The 15,846-nt window shown below is 40.4% G+C and carries 17 protein-coding genes; 9 read left to right on the forward strand and 8 right to left on the reverse strand.

The annotated features are described in order from the left end of the window. Positions 1–187: 187 nt before the first annotated feature. The 3 genes from OO007_RS19335 (at position 188) to OO007_RS19345 (ending at position 1,685) form a co-directional block, all read left to right on the forward strand. Positions 188–787, forward strand: a complete 600-nt coding sequence (locus tag OO007_RS19335; protein ID WP_325810051.1) for a hypothetical protein — start codon at positions 188–190, stop codon at positions 785–787. 171 nt (positions 788–958) lie between these two features. Further along, positions 959–1,279 carry a hypothetical protein gene (locus OO007_RS19340; protein ID WP_325810052.1) on the forward strand — a complete coding sequence of 107 codons (321 nt, stop codon included), beginning with the start codon at positions 959–961 and terminating at the stop codon, positions 1,277–1,279. A 109-nt stretch (positions 1,280–1,388) separates the two neighbouring features. Further along, positions 1,389–1,685: a hypothetical protein gene (locus OO007_RS19345; protein WP_325810053.1), complete on the forward strand. Its 297-nt coding sequence runs from the start codon at positions 1,389–1,391 to the stop codon at positions 1,683–1,685. A gap of 170 nt (positions 1,686–1,855) precedes the next feature. On the opposite strand, the gene OO007_RS19350 is transcribed toward OO007_RS19345, so the two are convergent. From OO007_RS19350 to OO007_RS19385, 8 genes are all read right to left on the reverse strand, one after another. Continuing rightward, positions 1,856–2,821: a biotin-dependent carboxyltransferase family protein gene (locus OO007_RS19350; protein WP_325810054.1), complete on the reverse strand. Its 966-nt coding sequence runs from the start codon at positions 2,819–2,821 to the stop codon at positions 1,856–1,858. Further along, positions 2,822–3,514, reverse strand: coding sequence for a 5-oxoprolinase subunit PxpB (pxpB, locus tag OO007_RS19355; protein ID WP_325810055.1), 693 nt, complete (start codon positions 3,512–3,514; stop codon positions 2,822–2,824). A gap of 50 nt (positions 3,515–3,564) precedes the next feature. Further along, the gene (locus OO007_RS19360) at positions 3,565–4,314 is read right to left on the reverse strand and encodes a 5-oxoprolinase subunit PxpA (protein ID WP_325810056.1); all 750 of its coding nucleotides are present in this window, start codon (positions 4,312–4,314) and stop codon (positions 3,565–3,567) included. 1 nt (position 4,315) lies between these two features. Continuing rightward, a complete protein-coding gene (locus OO007_RS19365; protein WP_325810057.1) occupies positions 4,316–5,632 on the reverse strand; it encodes a TRAP transporter large permease in 1,317 nt (438 codons plus the stop codon). Between the two features lie 10 nt (positions 5,633–5,642). Then, positions 5,643–6,140, reverse strand: a complete 498-nt coding sequence (locus OO007_RS19370) for a TRAP transporter small permease (protein ID WP_325810058.1) — start codon at positions 6,138–6,140, stop codon at positions 5,643–5,645. 264 nt (positions 6,141–6,404) lie between these two features. Next, positions 6,405–7,379: a TRAP transporter substrate-binding protein gene (locus OO007_RS19375; RefSeq protein WP_325810059.1), complete on the reverse strand. Its 975-nt coding sequence runs from the start codon at positions 7,377–7,379 to the stop codon at positions 6,405–6,407. A gap of 150 nt (positions 7,380–7,529) precedes the next feature. Continuing rightward, on the reverse strand, positions 7,530–8,321 hold the full coding sequence (locus OO007_RS19380) for a putative hydro-lyase (protein WP_325810060.1): 792 nt from the start codon (positions 8,319–8,321) through the stop codon (positions 7,530–7,532). 136 nt (positions 8,322–8,457) lie between these two features. Next, positions 8,458–9,387 carry a LysR family transcriptional regulator gene (locus OO007_RS19385; RefSeq protein ID WP_325810061.1) on the reverse strand — a complete coding sequence of 310 codons (930 nt, stop codon included), beginning with the start codon at positions 9,385–9,387 and terminating at the stop codon, positions 8,458–8,460. Positions 9,388–9,532: 145 nt separating this feature from the next. Here OO007_RS19385 and OO007_RS19390 point away from each other — a divergent pair, with 145 nt between their 5' ends. The 6 genes from OO007_RS19390 (at position 9,533) to OO007_RS19415 (ending at position 15,818) form a co-directional block, all read left to right on the forward strand. Beyond that, on the forward strand, positions 9,533–10,516 hold the full coding sequence (locus tag OO007_RS19390; RefSeq protein ID WP_325810062.1) for a hypothetical protein: 984 nt from the start codon (positions 9,533–9,535) through the stop codon (positions 10,514–10,516). A 6-nt stretch (positions 10,517–10,522) separates the two neighbouring features. After that, on the forward strand, positions 10,523–11,122 hold the full coding sequence (locus tag OO007_RS19395) for a hypothetical protein (protein WP_131905724.1): 600 nt from the start codon (positions 10,523–10,525) through the stop codon (positions 11,120–11,122). 227 nt (positions 11,123–11,349) lie between these two features. Beyond that, positions 11,350–13,416, forward strand: coding sequence for a DNA topoisomerase III (locus OO007_RS19400; RefSeq protein ID WP_325810063.1), 2,067 nt, complete (start codon positions 11,350–11,352; stop codon positions 13,414–13,416). A 251-nt stretch (positions 13,417–13,667) separates the two neighbouring features. After that, positions 13,668–14,081 (forward strand): hypothetical protein, encoded by a 414-nt coding sequence (locus tag OO007_RS19405; protein WP_325810064.1) that lies wholly within the window; start codon positions 13,668–13,670, stop codon positions 14,079–14,081. Positions 14,082–14,351: 270 nt separating this feature from the next. After that, complete coding sequence (locus OO007_RS19410) at positions 14,352–14,954, forward strand: midcut-by-XrtH protein (protein ID WP_325810065.1); 603 nt, start codon at positions 14,352–14,354, stop codon at positions 14,952–14,954. 39 nt (positions 14,955–14,993) lie between these two features. Further along, positions 14,994–15,818: a sterol desaturase family protein gene (locus tag OO007_RS19415; RefSeq protein WP_325810066.1), complete on the forward strand. Its 825-nt coding sequence runs from the start codon at positions 14,994–14,996 to the stop codon at positions 15,816–15,818. The last annotated feature ends 28 nt before the right edge of the window (positions 15,819–15,846 follow it).

The raw sequence follows: 15,846 nt of genomic DNA on the forward strand, positions 1-15,846 counted from the left end.
TACATAATGGCCTTTAGCAGCTAACTAAAGGTGGGTCTCAGTTTACCCGTTCTTTAACTTTAGTAACCATACAAGTTTCTTCATCGGAAAAACTACTCGCTCGCGCTCGCATTTTTCCGCTGAGCAAGGCGTTATGTGTCCGAGACGCTAAATCGCTAATGATCGAAACCTATAGGGCAAATACCGAGTGATTTATAATATTCAAATCAATTTAAAGAATTTTATAGTTCTTATGTTCTGTTTTAGTTTTGCTAATGCAAGTTCATGTAGTTCTATTGAGCCTACTGAATCTGTAATTAAATATTATTCCAACTTTGGTGGGGGTATTAGTTATGAGTATGACGATGGTGAAAAATTTCGTGGTTTAATAGATAAAAAAAATCTAAATAAATATATATTTTATTATAAAGTTTTTTATAGTAAAAATTCTAAGCCGCTCAAAGCTGAGGGTATTGATAAGAAAGGTATCGTAAAAAAAGAAATTATATTCGATGCAAAAGGCAGAAAAATTGCATTTAATAGTGTAGGTCAGAGTTGTAAGTTTTTCTATAACGATAATAAGCAACGTAAGAAGAAAGAGTGCTTTTATAAAGGAAACGGGAAAAGAGATTTCATGTCAGAATCAATTTATAAAAATAACTTAATAAGTAAAATGATTGTATTTAATAATATGAATCAGCTTGATTATTTTATGACCTATGATTATGTAAACAACAAAAGAAATGTTTATCGCTCTAATGGTGATTTGAAAGAATCAGTGTCTTTAGAACTTCCTCCTGAAAAATAACCAATTGTATCATTTAAAACACATAACAAGTTACTTCATCGGAAAAACTACTCGCTCGCGCTCGCATTTTTCCGCTGAGCAAGGCGTTAGGCTGGTATTGGACTGATGATTTTATTTAACGAGAGCATAATTGAAATACTAAATAGCTACTTCTCCAAAAGAGAGGAATCTGTGTCTTCAGTAACTTTGATGTCTTCTGGATTATCAATTAATTTCATTTCTCTACAAATAACATGTAATGAACGAAGTTTATTATCAGTTTCTAATAAAAAACACACATGGGATTGTGACGACCCCAATCCCAATAATGGTCCGTGGGGTCTACTATTACGCCAGCTTGCTATAAATGCTTTTCTAAAAAGCCCAAAAATTCTTTGTATTCAATTTGAAAGTGGAGACTACTTAGATATTGAGACAGCTGAAGGACAATATGAATCTGTAATTATTGAGTTTCCACCTAAAGGTGAATCAATAGTTATGGAAGTTTTTTAATGTACAAGCCTAACAAGTACATGCATCCGACCAACAAAAGCAGGGTTCCTTCGTCACCCCACTTTTGCAGTCGGCTGATGTAGGCGTTATGCAAAGACAATAATCAAATATGAATTATAAATTCTCAAAAACAAAGCTTATATTTATTATTATACTATTTTCAATTACAGCTGTTTTTTTGTATTTAAAATATTCAAATAAAGATGAGTGTAATATTTATTCTGGCACTACAACAGATTTTTCAATTAGTGAAAATTTTGATAAATGCCGTTTTAGCAAAAATTGTTCAATAAAAGTTATTGGCGGAGGGGGTGACCCTGAAATAATGGACTCCGGATGGACAGACTTTGAATGTATTACTAGCCCACCTGGTACTTACAAGGAAATACAAGAGTTTGTTAAATAAATACTAAATTTATACCAAGTAGTCAAAAAATGCATAACAAGTTACATCATCGGAAAAACTACTCGCTCTCGGAACCTCCCCCGATAAAACGGACACCAAACCCAGCCCAATCCCTGTACGTCTAAGATTCCTACAGAATCTACAACATACTTTCTAGGCTTCCGGTAAGCCTAAGAAAGCAAAAACCCAAAATACTCCCCCAACTCCCCTTCCAAATCCGCAATCTCAACCGGAACAAACTCCACCTCCACCCCCGGCTTACTCTGACTCAACTTCGCCACATCCAAATGCGCCACACACCCCAATAACGGATACCCACCAATGGTCTGCCGATCCTTCATTAACACAATCGGCTGCCCATCTTTGGGTAATTGAATAAACCCCGTACTAATCCCCTGCGAGATAATACTTTTACCATCATGAGGCAGCGCCTCACCCTTCAAGCGATACCCCATGCGATTAATTTCATTGCTGACGCGATAGCTTTGCTCGGTAAATTTATTCAAGGTCGCTTCACCACAACCATTTTCTGAATAATTCGGGATAAAACGTATGCTGATTTTATCTGGGTATGCTGGGATATATGCTTCTGGCACCACGGTTGAAAATGGCCCCGTACCCTTTATGTGTCGTTCGTTGTAATGCGGGTAATCCAGTGAATCTCCTGCGACTAATTTCTCGCCATTTTGATGGATACCCCCCAAATGCTCTCGCATTACGGTACTGCAACTGGATAACTGCGGTTTAACATCAAAACCACCGGCAATCGCCAGATAGGCATATAGCCCATGATGTGCGCCACCAAAGCGAAGTACATCACCTGCTTTTATCGCGTAACTGTGCCATGTTTTCAGTGGTTTATGATTGAGTGTTGGGTGTAAGTGCGCACCGCAAATGGCGATTCTGGTGGGTTTGGTAAAACGTGCTTCGAACCCGCCCAGACAAATTTCTATCTGCGGTGCGTTGAAGTTGTTTTGTAATAAACGATTCGCCCATAGATAAGCGTGTTCATCCATCGGGCCACTATTGGTAATGCCATAATGTTGCATTCCATAGCGTCCATAGTCTTGTAGTAAACTGATGACGCCGGGTTTTACTATTTGCAAGGTAGGCGGTAATAAATCGTCTAGCGACATTTAAAACTCCCCGCCTAAATCAAGGTACGCTTGTTTGCTGATGGGATTAAATTTGATGCTATCCCCCACTTCAAATTCGCACGGTGGGTGTTGATTGTAATCAACAAGATTCATTGGGGTGCGACCGATGATATTCCAGCCACCCGGTGAATCGAATGGATAGATAGCGGTTTGTTCGCCGGCAATGCCTAAACTGCCTTTGGGTACTGAAAGCCTTGGGGTTTCTTTTCTCGGCACTGCAATCGGCTGATCAACAGAGCCTAAGAATGCAAAGCCGGGAGAAAAACCAAGGGCAAACACACGATAGGTTTTCTGGTGGTGCATCTGAATGATTTGTTCGATTGATAAACCCGTTGTTTCTGTCATTTCATGCAGATCCAGCCCGACTTCTTCACCATAATAAACGGGGATTTCTATGAGTTTCTGTTGGCCATCAAGGGTGTCATCTTCAGCTGCGTTTAATACGATATCGGTTAGCGTTTCCAGCTTATCGACAAAGCCCTGATGGTTTATTTTGCGTAAGTTAAAGCTTAAATGTATCGAAGCATAGGAAGGCACGATATCAATTACATAGTCTGCAAGTTCAGCATCGATAAGTTGTTTTAACTTGAGCACTTGAGCGGCAACCTGCTGCGATATCTTTTGCTCGAACAGCACGACAACGGTGTTCTCGGATACAGAAACTACGTTCATGGCTTTATGGAAACTATCAACATCGTATTTATCAGAAATATCACAATGGTTTAAGACTTCGTAAAATTAGCATCAATAAATTTTCTAATGCTTTTAACCGATTCCAGCGCTTGCACATTATCACCATGCACACACAGGGTATCGGCATGGACTGATAGCGTGTTACCCGAAATACTGATGGCTTGTTTGTCTGTAATCAACGATTTGATTTGATCCTGGATGTCATTTTCATTTTCCAGAACCGAGCCTTCCAGAGCGCGCGAAGTTAGGTTTCCATCATCGGCGTAACGTCTATCGGCAAAGGCTTCAAACAACAGCGATACAGAATGCTTTTCTGCCAGTTGTTTGTTTTCTTCGGCATCGGCATTGGCCAGTATCATCAATGGCACAGGGTCTTTTAGAGACGCGACTGCTTCCATAATCGCGGTTAATTGCGATTGGCTTTTCATCATGGTGTTGTATAACGCGCCATGCGGTTTTACGTAGCCGATCTTGGTGCCATTGGCTTCGCAAATCGCCTGTAAGGCACCTACCTGATAGAGCACCAGTTGTCTTATTTCATCTGCATTAAACGACATGTCCCGACGTCCGAATCCGAGCAGATCGGGGTAACCCGGATGCGCACCGATGGTGACGTTGTTTTGTACTGCCAACTTGACCGTTTTATCCATAATGAATGGGTCAGAGGCATGAAATCCACAGGCGATATTTGCCATATCAATATACGGCATAATTTGTTCGTCTGTGCCCATTTTCCAAGCGCCGTAGCTTTCGCCTAAATCACAATTTAGTTTAATCATATTATTTCTGTGTCATCAATTGAGGCAACCATGTCGCTATCCCTGGGAAAACAGTGAGCAGCACGATTGCGGTGAGTAATAAGAAGAAAAATGGCAACGCATAGGCTGCTATTTTCAATATATTGATTTTGGTTAACCCTTGCATTACAAACAGATTAAAACCAACTGGTGGGGTAATCTGCGACATCTCAACCACTAATACCACATAGATACCGAACCATAAAAGATTGATTCCGCTGCTTTCTACCATCGGTAATACAATAGACGTGGTTAACACCACCATCGATATGCCATCGAGGAAAAAGCCGAGTACCATGAAGAATAAGGTTAAGACGATGATGAGTTGTGTGGGCGTTAAGCCCATCACCGAGATACTTTCTGCCAGTGCCCTGGGAATGCCGGTGAAACCCATTGCAAGGCTTAGGAAGGCAGCACCCGCGATGATAAAGGTAATCATGCATGAGGTTCTGGTTGCGCCTAATAAGCTTTCTTTGAACGTTTGTAACGAAAGGTTACCCGTTACCAAAGACAAAATCAGGGCGCCAAATACACCCAGTGCTGCGGCTTCGGTTGCGGTAGCAAAACCTGCATAGATAGAACCGAGAACGAATAGAATTAATCCCATTACCGGAAATAATCGACGTGTCGCGTAGAGTTTTTGTCCGAAGGTCATATTGGTTAACTCTTCGTCATCTTCCTCTGGGAATTTATCTTTATTCAGCATTGACCAAATCATGGTGTAACCCATAAACAGCACCACCAACATGGCTCCGGGTAATACGCCTGCGATAAATAAACGCGAGATAGAAACTTCGGCAGACACTCCATACACAATCAAAATAATGGAAGGTGGAATGAGAAATCCTAAAGTACCCGAGCCAGCTAAGGTACCTAGCATCATCTTCATCGGGTAACCGCGTTTTTCTAATTCGGGTATGGTGATTTTACCTATGGTTGCAGCGGTCGCGGCGGATGAGCCGGACACTGCGGCAAAAATAGTACAGCCCAATATGTTTACGTGTAATAAACGTCCCGGCACTTTATTTAGCCATGGTGCGAGACCATGAAATAAATCCTGCGAGAGTTTGGTTCGAAACAGTATTTCCCCCATCCAGATAAACAGGGGTAAAGCGGCGAGCGTCCAGGTGGCAGATGCACCCCAGGTGGTGGTTGCCATCACCAGTCCAATATTACTGTTGTCGTTTAGCATTAAGGCAACGAAACCAACCAGAAACAGTGAGGCCGCAACCCAGATACCACTGAGTAATGACACTAATAATACAGCGCCAAGGACAATAATTAAGTGAGTCATTTCCATGTGATTTCCCCTACTCTTCTAAGCCAACGAAGGTGGGAGTCCCACCAGAAATCAACAACACCAGATCGTCGATTAAAGCAATCAGGAAAACAAGCAGCCCTATTACCATACCCAATTGAGGAATCCACAAAGGCACGGCGATATACCCCTGAGACAACTCATCGAATGACCAGGATTCATAGACAAATGCGGCGGTGTAATAAACCCCGTAGGCAATCATCAGAATGAAAACACTGAGTGTCGCCGTCAGGGCAAAGCGACTGACCTTACCCTTGAGTAGATGAACCAGAATGGTGATGCGAATATGTCCACCCATTCTAAAGGTATACGCCAATGCCAAAAATGTTGCAGCGGCGAGAAAAAACCCGGCAAAATCTTCGGTAGATGGAATGATGATATTGAACCAGCGCCCAACGATCTGTGCCAGTATCATGATGGTGATTAAAATGATGAACAAGCCAGCTAACATGCCTGAACCTAGATAAAGCGTATCAAGAAAACGTCTCAAAACTATGACCTCAGATTATCTGTGCTGATTAAAAAAAACGAAAATTGAAAGTGAGTAAGAATATGTAACTAAGTAAGTCAGAGGGTGTACGGATTAACTGGAAATCATGATTTATTGGAAAACCTGATTAACTAAAAATCCTGAGTACACCCCCCCCCACTTATAGAGGCTTTTTTATTGATCAAAGCCTCTAATGGCTATGCATCTAATAACTAAGTATCTATAAACAAAGCATCTAAAAACGATGCATCAAAAAGAAGGCGATTATTGAAGTGCTTTTATAATCGCAACGCCATCAGCGCCTGCTTCTTTTGCCCATTCTTCACCCATTGTTTTACCAATTGCCTGAAAACCTGTTTTCAACTCCGCAGATGGTGTCGCAACGTTGATACCTTTTTCGGCCAGAATAGCTGTTTTTGCTTTTGTTTCTTCTATCGCCATCTCCCAACCACGAGCTTCAGCAGCCGCTGCTGCTTCTTCAACGGCCTTTTGCACTTTCTTGTCCAGACGTTTGAATGATTTAGCATTGACGATAACCATGTTCTTCGGAATCCACGCTTGTGTGTCCGTGTAATCTGAAATGTAATCCCATGATTGACTACTCACACCCGTACTTGGAGAAGTAACCATTGCATCAATGATTCCGGTTGAGAATGCTTGTGGAATTTCAGGCGTCTGAACCGTTGTAGGTGTTGCTTCTAATAACACCGCAAGACGTGACGTTGTTGGACTGTATGCGCGCATTTTTGCGCCTTTTAGATCAGCCACAGAATTTATCGGTTTTTTCGAGTAAATTCCCTGTGGAGGCCAAGGCACTGCATATAGTAATTTGATGCCGTCTTTCTTTAGCGACTTTTCAATAGCGGCACGAGACGCTGTCCATAATTTTTTAGCTGAATCAAAATCAGACGCTAAAAACGGAATATTGTCTGCTTTAAATAGCGGGTCATCATTACCGAGTAATCCCATGAACATCTCACCAATAGGAACCTGGCCTGTACGCACTGCACGATGAATTTCCGGGTGTTTAATCAATGAAGCACCTGAGTGCACAACAATGTTTAAATCACCAGCTGTTGCTTCATTCACTTCTTTTGCAAACTGCTTAACATTGATAGTGTGATGTACCCCATCACCGTAAGGTGTAGGCATATCCCACTTATCTGCAAACGCCGAAGATGTAAGGCCGAGTGTCAGTCCTACAGAAATTAATGTGCCTAAAATCAGTTTTTTATTCATGTTTTTTTCTCTTTGGGTCAATGTAAAATAGTTAAAATAAACGTTAGTTGGTTTTTCTGTTGGTAAATCCAGTTTAAGTATAGGTAACAACAACAGTCAGAACCTAAGTAACACTAGAAATAACAACATAGGTGGAAAAATAAACAGCCATTAGAGACGGCCGACCAGAGTTTCATAATTGTGGTCAGTAATCAGCATTTTTCCTGGTGCATGAGTAATCACTCTGGGTAATTTTGCGCTTCTCAAGATGCTTTGTGTGGTGACACCACAGCCCCAAAAAACAGGGATATCATCTTCTGCCAGTTCAACAGCGGAACCGTAGTCGGGATCATCGAGATTATTAATGCCAATTTGCGCAGGATCGCCAATGTGTACCGGCGCACCGTGTGCTTTATCGAAACCGCGTGTGATTTCTATCACATCTTCAATTTCATGTTGTTTAAAGGGACGCATGGTAACCACCATATTCCCTTTAAAGTGTTCTGTTTGATTGGTTTCAATCGACGTTTCATACATCGAAATATTGGTATTCAAATCGATGTTTTTAATTCTGAATCCCTGACGTTGCAACGCATCTTCAAAAGAGAATGAGCATCCTAAGACAATAGCTACCGAATCATCTTGCCAGAAGGCTTCGATATTTGTCGGCTTGGCGACTAGCTCACCATCTTCGAAACAATTGTATTGCGGGATATCATGGCGTATATCCAAAGCATTTCCTAAACTAGGGATGCTGTATTCGCCGGGTTCGGATACTCCCAAAATCGGGCATGGTGTGGGATTTAGATCACAGAATTCGACAAATCTGTCAGCGTCTTGCTTAGGTAAAATGACAACATTTCCCTGCACTAAATCGGGCATGATGCCACTGGTAGTACGGGTGAATTCACCTGACCTTATTAACTGGCGTATCTGGCTGAGAGTGTGTGTATTAGATTCCATTATTCTGTTTAATAGTAAGCATTGGTTTAATATTAGAAAACAAGGGATATAAATTCAAATTATATATATTTGTATGATTTGAAAAAAATAAGTTATCAAAATATAAGCGGCGAATAAATTACTCTGCTTTAATCCGCTATGTGTTTGTATCTATGATATCTTTTTGCCCATGACGATCGGCGATTACCCTCTTTGCTAAATCAATGACGGTTTGTAATTGGGGTTTATGCGGCGTCATCGGGAAGGATGCGGTAAAATTCAAATTTGAAGGCGTCCAGTTCAGCTCTAATATATCTAACTTACCGGCTTCCACATCGTCTTTAACGATTTCTGTTGGCAGTGCGCCAATCCCTCTTCCATCTAACACTAGCTGTCGGCAAACACCTAAAGATGTAGACGAAAATATCCTCGGGACTTCTTTTGAATTCTTTTTTAATTGACGAGATATTTCGTTATAAGGCAGTGTGTTTTTGGCATACGTAATCACCGGTAATTTTGATGATAATTCTTCCAGCGATTGTTGCTTCTCGCCTTTTTTATTGATGTCTAAATCCGGGCTCGCTACCCAAACCAATGGCACCGAAGTTAACTCTTCATTGACCATCATCGAGATAGATAAGGGCCCCAGTAAAAATGCAATATCAATCAAACCTTCAGTCAGTTGTTGCGATAAGCCAGTAGAGACATCAACCGTTAATTCAATCAATACATCGGGGAGATTTTTTTGAAAGCGCTCCATGAATTCAGACAGCCAGGTATAAGCCACTGTTTCTGAAACTCCGATACGTAACACCCCGGAAAAACTGGCTGACTGGTTTGCTTTATCGGTGAACTCTTTGGTGTTATAGATTATTTTCTCGGCATAAGGCAATAGCTCATGCCCTTTCGTGGTGAGAATGACTTTGTTGTTTCTATCTCGCTCAAACAAGGTCACGCCTAGCTCGGCTTCTAAGGCAGCTATTCTTGAGGATATCGCGGGCTGGGTGGTGCATTGCTGTTGCGCCGTTTTACTGAAACTTAGTAGTTTCGATACCCAGAGGAATGTTTCGATTTGTTTAAAATTCACAATATTAGTTTAGTTGAATTTATCAAATATTATGGACCCTATTTAAAAATAAGATGACAGAAAATCTCCAACTACTATATTTTCAGTTGCGCACAAACTTATTGTGCGCAATTAAATACATTAATAGTTATTATGGAGAAAAATCATGGAAGATTTACATTACAAACAAAAGAAAATTCATTCTGTAGGCAAGACAAATTTAGAATGTGGATTAATCAACCTTTCAGGTGAACCACAGCTTCCCTACCCTAATAAAAAAATAAACTTAAAATTTAAAAACCCTCAAGAGGCTGTTGATCATTTTCAGATATCTCTCAACAACGAGCAAAAATCTATATTCGACATTTTAAATGATCTCTCATCCAATCTTGAAGATAAAAATAAATATTATCTTGAAAAATACGCAAACTTAATTGAAGAGGTCTATGAGTGTTTACGTTCGAAAATTTTTCCTAAAAAGCGATATCGTTCACTGGCTGAATTCCTGGATTCGGCAGCAACCAAACCCTCATCTAACAGTATTAGTATAAGGGCTGTGTTAGCAAGCCCTACAGCACTTAAAGAGCTTCCTTACTTTATCAACTATGCCAATATCTATAAAAAGTATGGATTCAATATTGACTTGAAATTCTTCATGGTTCGCTGGGAATACCTCAACGAAGCTCAAAGTCTGGATCAACCAACGTTAGATTCAATTTACCAAGAACAAAGCTTAGATGTAAAAAAAGCGTTGATCAATAAAGGCTGGCAAGATGCTGAATTAATACCAGTAAATACCGAAATAGATTTTCCTACGGGAAAAGTGACTTCACCTTCTGATTTTCATGATTGCAATCATGAAGTCATGTCTGCCAAAAGCACACTGCCTCCAAATACCAGATTAAGCAGTGACATCAATTGGGTCGAGAATTTTTATAACAAGCAGGATTCTCTGCAAACTCTGGGTAAGGAACAAGCTTTTTGTGATCTGGTTATTCGAAGAGCCATTGGCAAGCGTATCTCGGAAGAATACTCTGCATTTGCTGCCAATAAAAATCATTACTACATGATGTTAACTTCCGAATTAAATGGTCGTTTTTTACGTTGTTACGACACCCTTGCAACCATTCACAACTTATCGATGAGGTAATCAATCATGTCTGAATTTTATGAAATAATTAGTAAAGTAGCCGGAGTTATCGCCCTTGCAGGTTTTATTCCTTACATCATTTCAATTTTACAAGGGAAGACTAAACCCAATCGCGTGACCTGGTGGATCTGGACAGTGATTGGTGCCTTATTGTGTGCAAGTTACTGGTCTTCTGGTGGAGTTGAAGCTATCTGGGTGCCTATTTCGTATGTGATAGGTCCATTGAGCATAGCCCTATTATCTTTGAAATATGGTTATGGAACTCTGGATAAGTTTGATCGAAGCTGTCTGTTAGCCGCCGTTATCAGTCTACTATTTTGGTGGATATCAGGTTCGGCACTGATAGCGTTGTTGATGAATATTACGATAGATATGTTTGGAGCAATGCCAACCATCAAGAAGACATACCATGAGCCAGAGTCCGAAAGTCAAATGGCATGGGGATTCTTTCTGGTTGGGAATACACTGAATTTAATAGCATTGTCTAACTGGGAAATTTCGCAATCTCTATACCCCATCTACTTATTCTCTATATCTATAATTGTTTATGCATTAACCATGAGAAAGAAACGACCTGTGGCGCAGAGGCGAACTAACTATGAATAAATCAAAACAGTTTACAACTGCCTCTTGGTTTTTCTAAGTAGTGAGACTGGGCTGATATAATTCCAGCATCGATCAATGCATTTGCGTTGATCGATGTTGGTTTTTTATTTCAACAATTGTTTTAGTCACCCCCCTACTTTAAGGCACTTTTTCCCAACTATAATTATTCAGCTTTTGCTCTATCAATGATAGATGACAAAATTGCCGTTGTGCGATTCATAATAAAAATGAAATTGCAGAAACTGTCAGTTATAGTCCCTACTTTTTCATCATACTCACGCTATGTTTCATTCAATCTCATGATTCTTTATATCGCTGAAAAACCTAGTCTTGGGCGCGCTGTTGCCGATGCGCTACCCAGACCGCATAAAAAAGGTGATGGCTATATTGAGGTGGGCAATGGCGATATCGTGAGTTGGTGTATTGGTCATTTACTCGAACAGGCACAACCCGAAGCCTACGACCCTGAGTATAAAAAATGGGTGATTGCTCATTTGCCGATTGTGCCGGATGTTTGGAAACTTCAGGTAAAACCTAATACCAGAAAGCAATTTACTGTTCTCAAAAAGCTGATTAAAAAAGCCGATACGCTGGTCAATGTGGGAGACCCTGATCGCGAAGGTCAGATTCTGATTGATGAGGTGATTAATCACTGTGGTGTGTCTAAAGCTAAAAAGTTAGCAACGCAACGCTGTCTGATTAATGATCTCAACGCTAACGCCGTGAAAAAATCATTAAACAATCTGAAGAAAAATACCGACTTTATCCCCTTGGCGACTTCTGCATTAGCCAGAGCACGTGCAGATTGGTTGTACGGTATAAACATGACACGTTTATGTACCATTAAAGGGCAAAAGTCTGGCTACCAGGGCGTACTCTCTGTGGGTAGAGTACAAACGCCGCTACTTGGTTTGGTGGTACATCGTGATTTAGAAATCATGAATTTCGTTTCAAAACCCTTTTATGAAGTGGTGGTAACGCTTGAAACTTCAAAACAGGAAAGCTTTCAAGCAAAGTGGAAGCCCAGTACGTCTTGCGATGACTATAGGGATGACGAAGGTCGCGTACTGTCGAAGAAACTCGCAGAAACAGTAGTGGCTAAAGTCACTAACCAACCCGGAAAAATCACCAAAGTAACCGAACAAAAAAAGAAACAGGCGCCACCACTGCCGTATAACCTTTCGGCCTTACAAATCGATGCGGCAAAACGATTCAGCATGAGTGCCAAACAGGTGTTAGATACCTGTCAAAACCTTTATGAGAGACACAATCTGATCACCTATCCTCGTTCTGACAGTCGCTACCTGCCGACGGAGCATTTACGTGAAGTTGATCGCGTGACAGATGCTATCGCCAAGACTTGCAACAAACTCAGTGATGCGGTTGCACAGGCAAACCTTAAACTGAAAAGCAAAGCCTGGAATGACAGTAAAGTCAGCGCTCACCATGCGATTATTCCTACGATGAAGTCCATGGATGGCGGTCGATTATCCCGTGATGAATCGAACCTGTACGAACTCATCGCTCGGCAGTATTTGATCCAGTTTTATCCGCCTTTTGAATACGCAGATAAAAGCATCGAAAGCGAAGTGAGTGGTGGACTGTTTATCGCCAAGCAGAAAGATGTACTCGCGCAGGGTTGGAAAGAATTATTCCCACAAAGCAAAAAAACAAATACCAACAATGAGAGTGAAGCGTTTTCGGCAAAACAATTACCGCTGGTAAAAAAAGATGACCCCGTTACATGCACCGATGCCAATGTGGTTGAAAAACAGACCACACCACCCAAGCATTTTACCGATGCAACCCTGCTAAGCGCGATGACGGGTATCGCCCGCTATGTGACCGATCCCGAGATCAAAAAGGTCTTACGAGAAACAGACGGGATCGGCACAGAAGCAACGCGAGCCGGGATTATCGAATTATTATTTACGCGAGAATATCTACAGCGCAAAGGTAAGGAAATTCGGGCGACAAAGGTTGGCCTCCAACTCATTACCAGCCTACCTGAGAGTATGGGCTACCCTGATATGACAGCACATTGGGAATCGCAACTAGAAGCGATTTGCCAGCGCGAGATGAGTTATGGGAATTTCATGCAACCCATGACACAAAACTTACAACAACTAATCAATGATGTGGGGGCCGTTGAGTTTTCAGGGTTGCAAGGTTTAGGTAAAACACCTAAAAAATGGGGCAAGAAAAGAAAGTTTACTAAAAAGAAGAGTACTGCCAAGAAAACCACGGCGACGAACACTATGAGCAAAAAAGGTACTGTAAAAAAACGTGGCTGATTACTTGTATTTAATCTCAACGAACTCATGCAAAACAGCACATAAATTTTTATTGGCACCCCCCTACTTTAAGGCCGTTTTTCTACCTAACATTAACTTTTGTTAATCTTTGTAAATTCTGTATCTAAATAAAAAGGTCACTCGTATAGAGGCAAGAAGTGATGGTTTAAGCTGTCACTTTACTTTACAACATTAAAAATCAATTCCCCTAATTCAACTATTAATAGTTATAACTCATAAGGAAATAGAAAGTGACCACCGATAACAAATTTAAGTATTCAATGTTTTTTCTTCGCGCGAGTGTTTTTCTCGTCATACTCATGTGGACGGTAGATAAATTTGTCAACCCAGGTCACACCGCCGCGATCTTTAATAAATTCTATTCGATCTCTGGCTTAGCCAGCTCTATTTTCACAATCATAGGCGTTTTAGAGCTTATTCTATTAGCCCTGTTTTTTATTGGCTTCAAGAAAACTATTACCTATGGCGCAGTATTGCTATTACATGCGGCATCAACCTTGTCTTCTTTCGGTCAATACCTATCACCTTTTGAAGGGAATCACTTATTGTTCTTTGCTGCGTGGCCGATGTTAGCAGCCTGTGTGATGTTATTTTTATTCCGCAAAGAAGACACCTTTTTGCAGATAGATCAGAAGTTTGCTTAAAGCCAAACACTTTTAAATTTCACGCACAAAAAAGCCCGAACATATTCGGGCTTTTTTGTGCGTGAAATTATAACAGGTGATTTTTAACGTCAGTTTTCACGAAACTGATTTTGTCTATAGTATATTTGGGTAATACACCGAAAAAACCTTTCATGATATTTTTGATCATTCAAATAGTAAATTTTATCTTCGGCTTACTATTGGTTTTTAACACACCCAAAAATACAGAGACTTTTCATTCATATTATCAATTTCAAAAGGGGAATCGGCATGTCATTTAACAAAACGCTAGTTATAAAACTAGGTATCTTTATCAGCTTTTTTAGTTCATTTAGCACTGCATTAGCAGGAAGTGTTACTCCCCCAACAGGCACAATGACCTATTCCATTGGAGGCGCAACCAGCATACCGACTTTAAGTAGTACCATGTTAATCGTACTCAGTTTACTTTTGTTTGCAGTGGCAGTTCGTGTAGCAAAACAAAAAAACTCGGGTGTTAATAAAATGTTTGTCACGTTGTTAGGAGCTGGTTCAATATCACTAATAACAGGTGGAGCTCAAATAGTATCTGAAGCAGACGCAGGCTGGTTCCCGGGCTTGCCACTAAACACCAGTAGTACTTCAGGTGCAGCTGAGTTGTATCCTGGCTACAATCGTTTCACTAACGAAAATGGAGCTATTACGACAATTAATATGATTACGCCCCCATCAGGAGAAACTTGTGGTCCAGTTCCCGCTATAACTAAACCCGCAGAAAAGCTCACAACAGCGGCTGCACCGCCTCCTGTTAGCTCTGAAACTTGTTCTGTTGGTTTACAAATAAACAATTTAGATGGTTGTGAACTTTATTGCACTGGTTCATTAGTAGAATAACTTTAATATCATCAGCTCTAACAACAAAAAAATTTTAAAGTGATTAACTTTATTAAAAATAACTATTTTGAAATACAATTTGCCGCCTTATTTGGCGGCATTTTTCTTGTATATATTTTAGAAGGTTATTTCCCAAGACGCAGAAGTGATACCAACCAAACCAATCGCTGGGTGAGTAATATTAGCCTTGCTATTTTTAATCATTTTTTAATACTTTTTTATACCTTCAATCTGGCACTTATTCTTAATCAATTTCAACCAGACTCGCCTTTATTAAGGCACTTTGGTTTTTCAGATATTGCCTCACTTTTCGTTTTATTGTTTGCGTTTGAATTCACTTCCTATTGGTCTCATCGTGCTTTTCATAAATTTCCAATACTCTGGCGGATTCATTCAGTACATCATTCAGATACCGAAATTGATGTGACCACAGGCGTTAGGCACCATCCTTTTGAGCCTTTAATTATTAATACAATTATCATTACTCCAATGGTTATGTTGTTAGGCGCACCTGTCATTTCAATTATTCTCTTTAATTTTGTACGCACCATTATCGTTTTAACCAGCCATAGCAATCTGATTATTCCAAAAAGGCTTGATAAAGTACTGCGCCTCTTCGTCACCACCCCCGATTATCATCGCATGCATCACTCCAGTGATAGGCGCTATACCGATAGTAATTTTTGTATCGTATTCCCAATCTTTGATTATGTGTTCGGTACAGCGACAAAAAAACCTTATGAAGAAATACCCAATATGCAAATTGGCTTAGAACAATTACGGAGTAACGAAGATCAACGCATTGATCAATTAATCATGCGCCCTTTTACCTATAACAGAAATCCGATAAAACGATCTTTATAAACATATTAGTTAAAAACAAAAACTAACT

This window comes from Cocleimonas sp. KMM 6892 (genome assembly GCF_035798195.1).
Lineage (GTDB): Bacteria > Pseudomonadota > Gammaproteobacteria > Thiotrichales > Thiotrichaceae > Cocleimonas > Cocleimonas flava.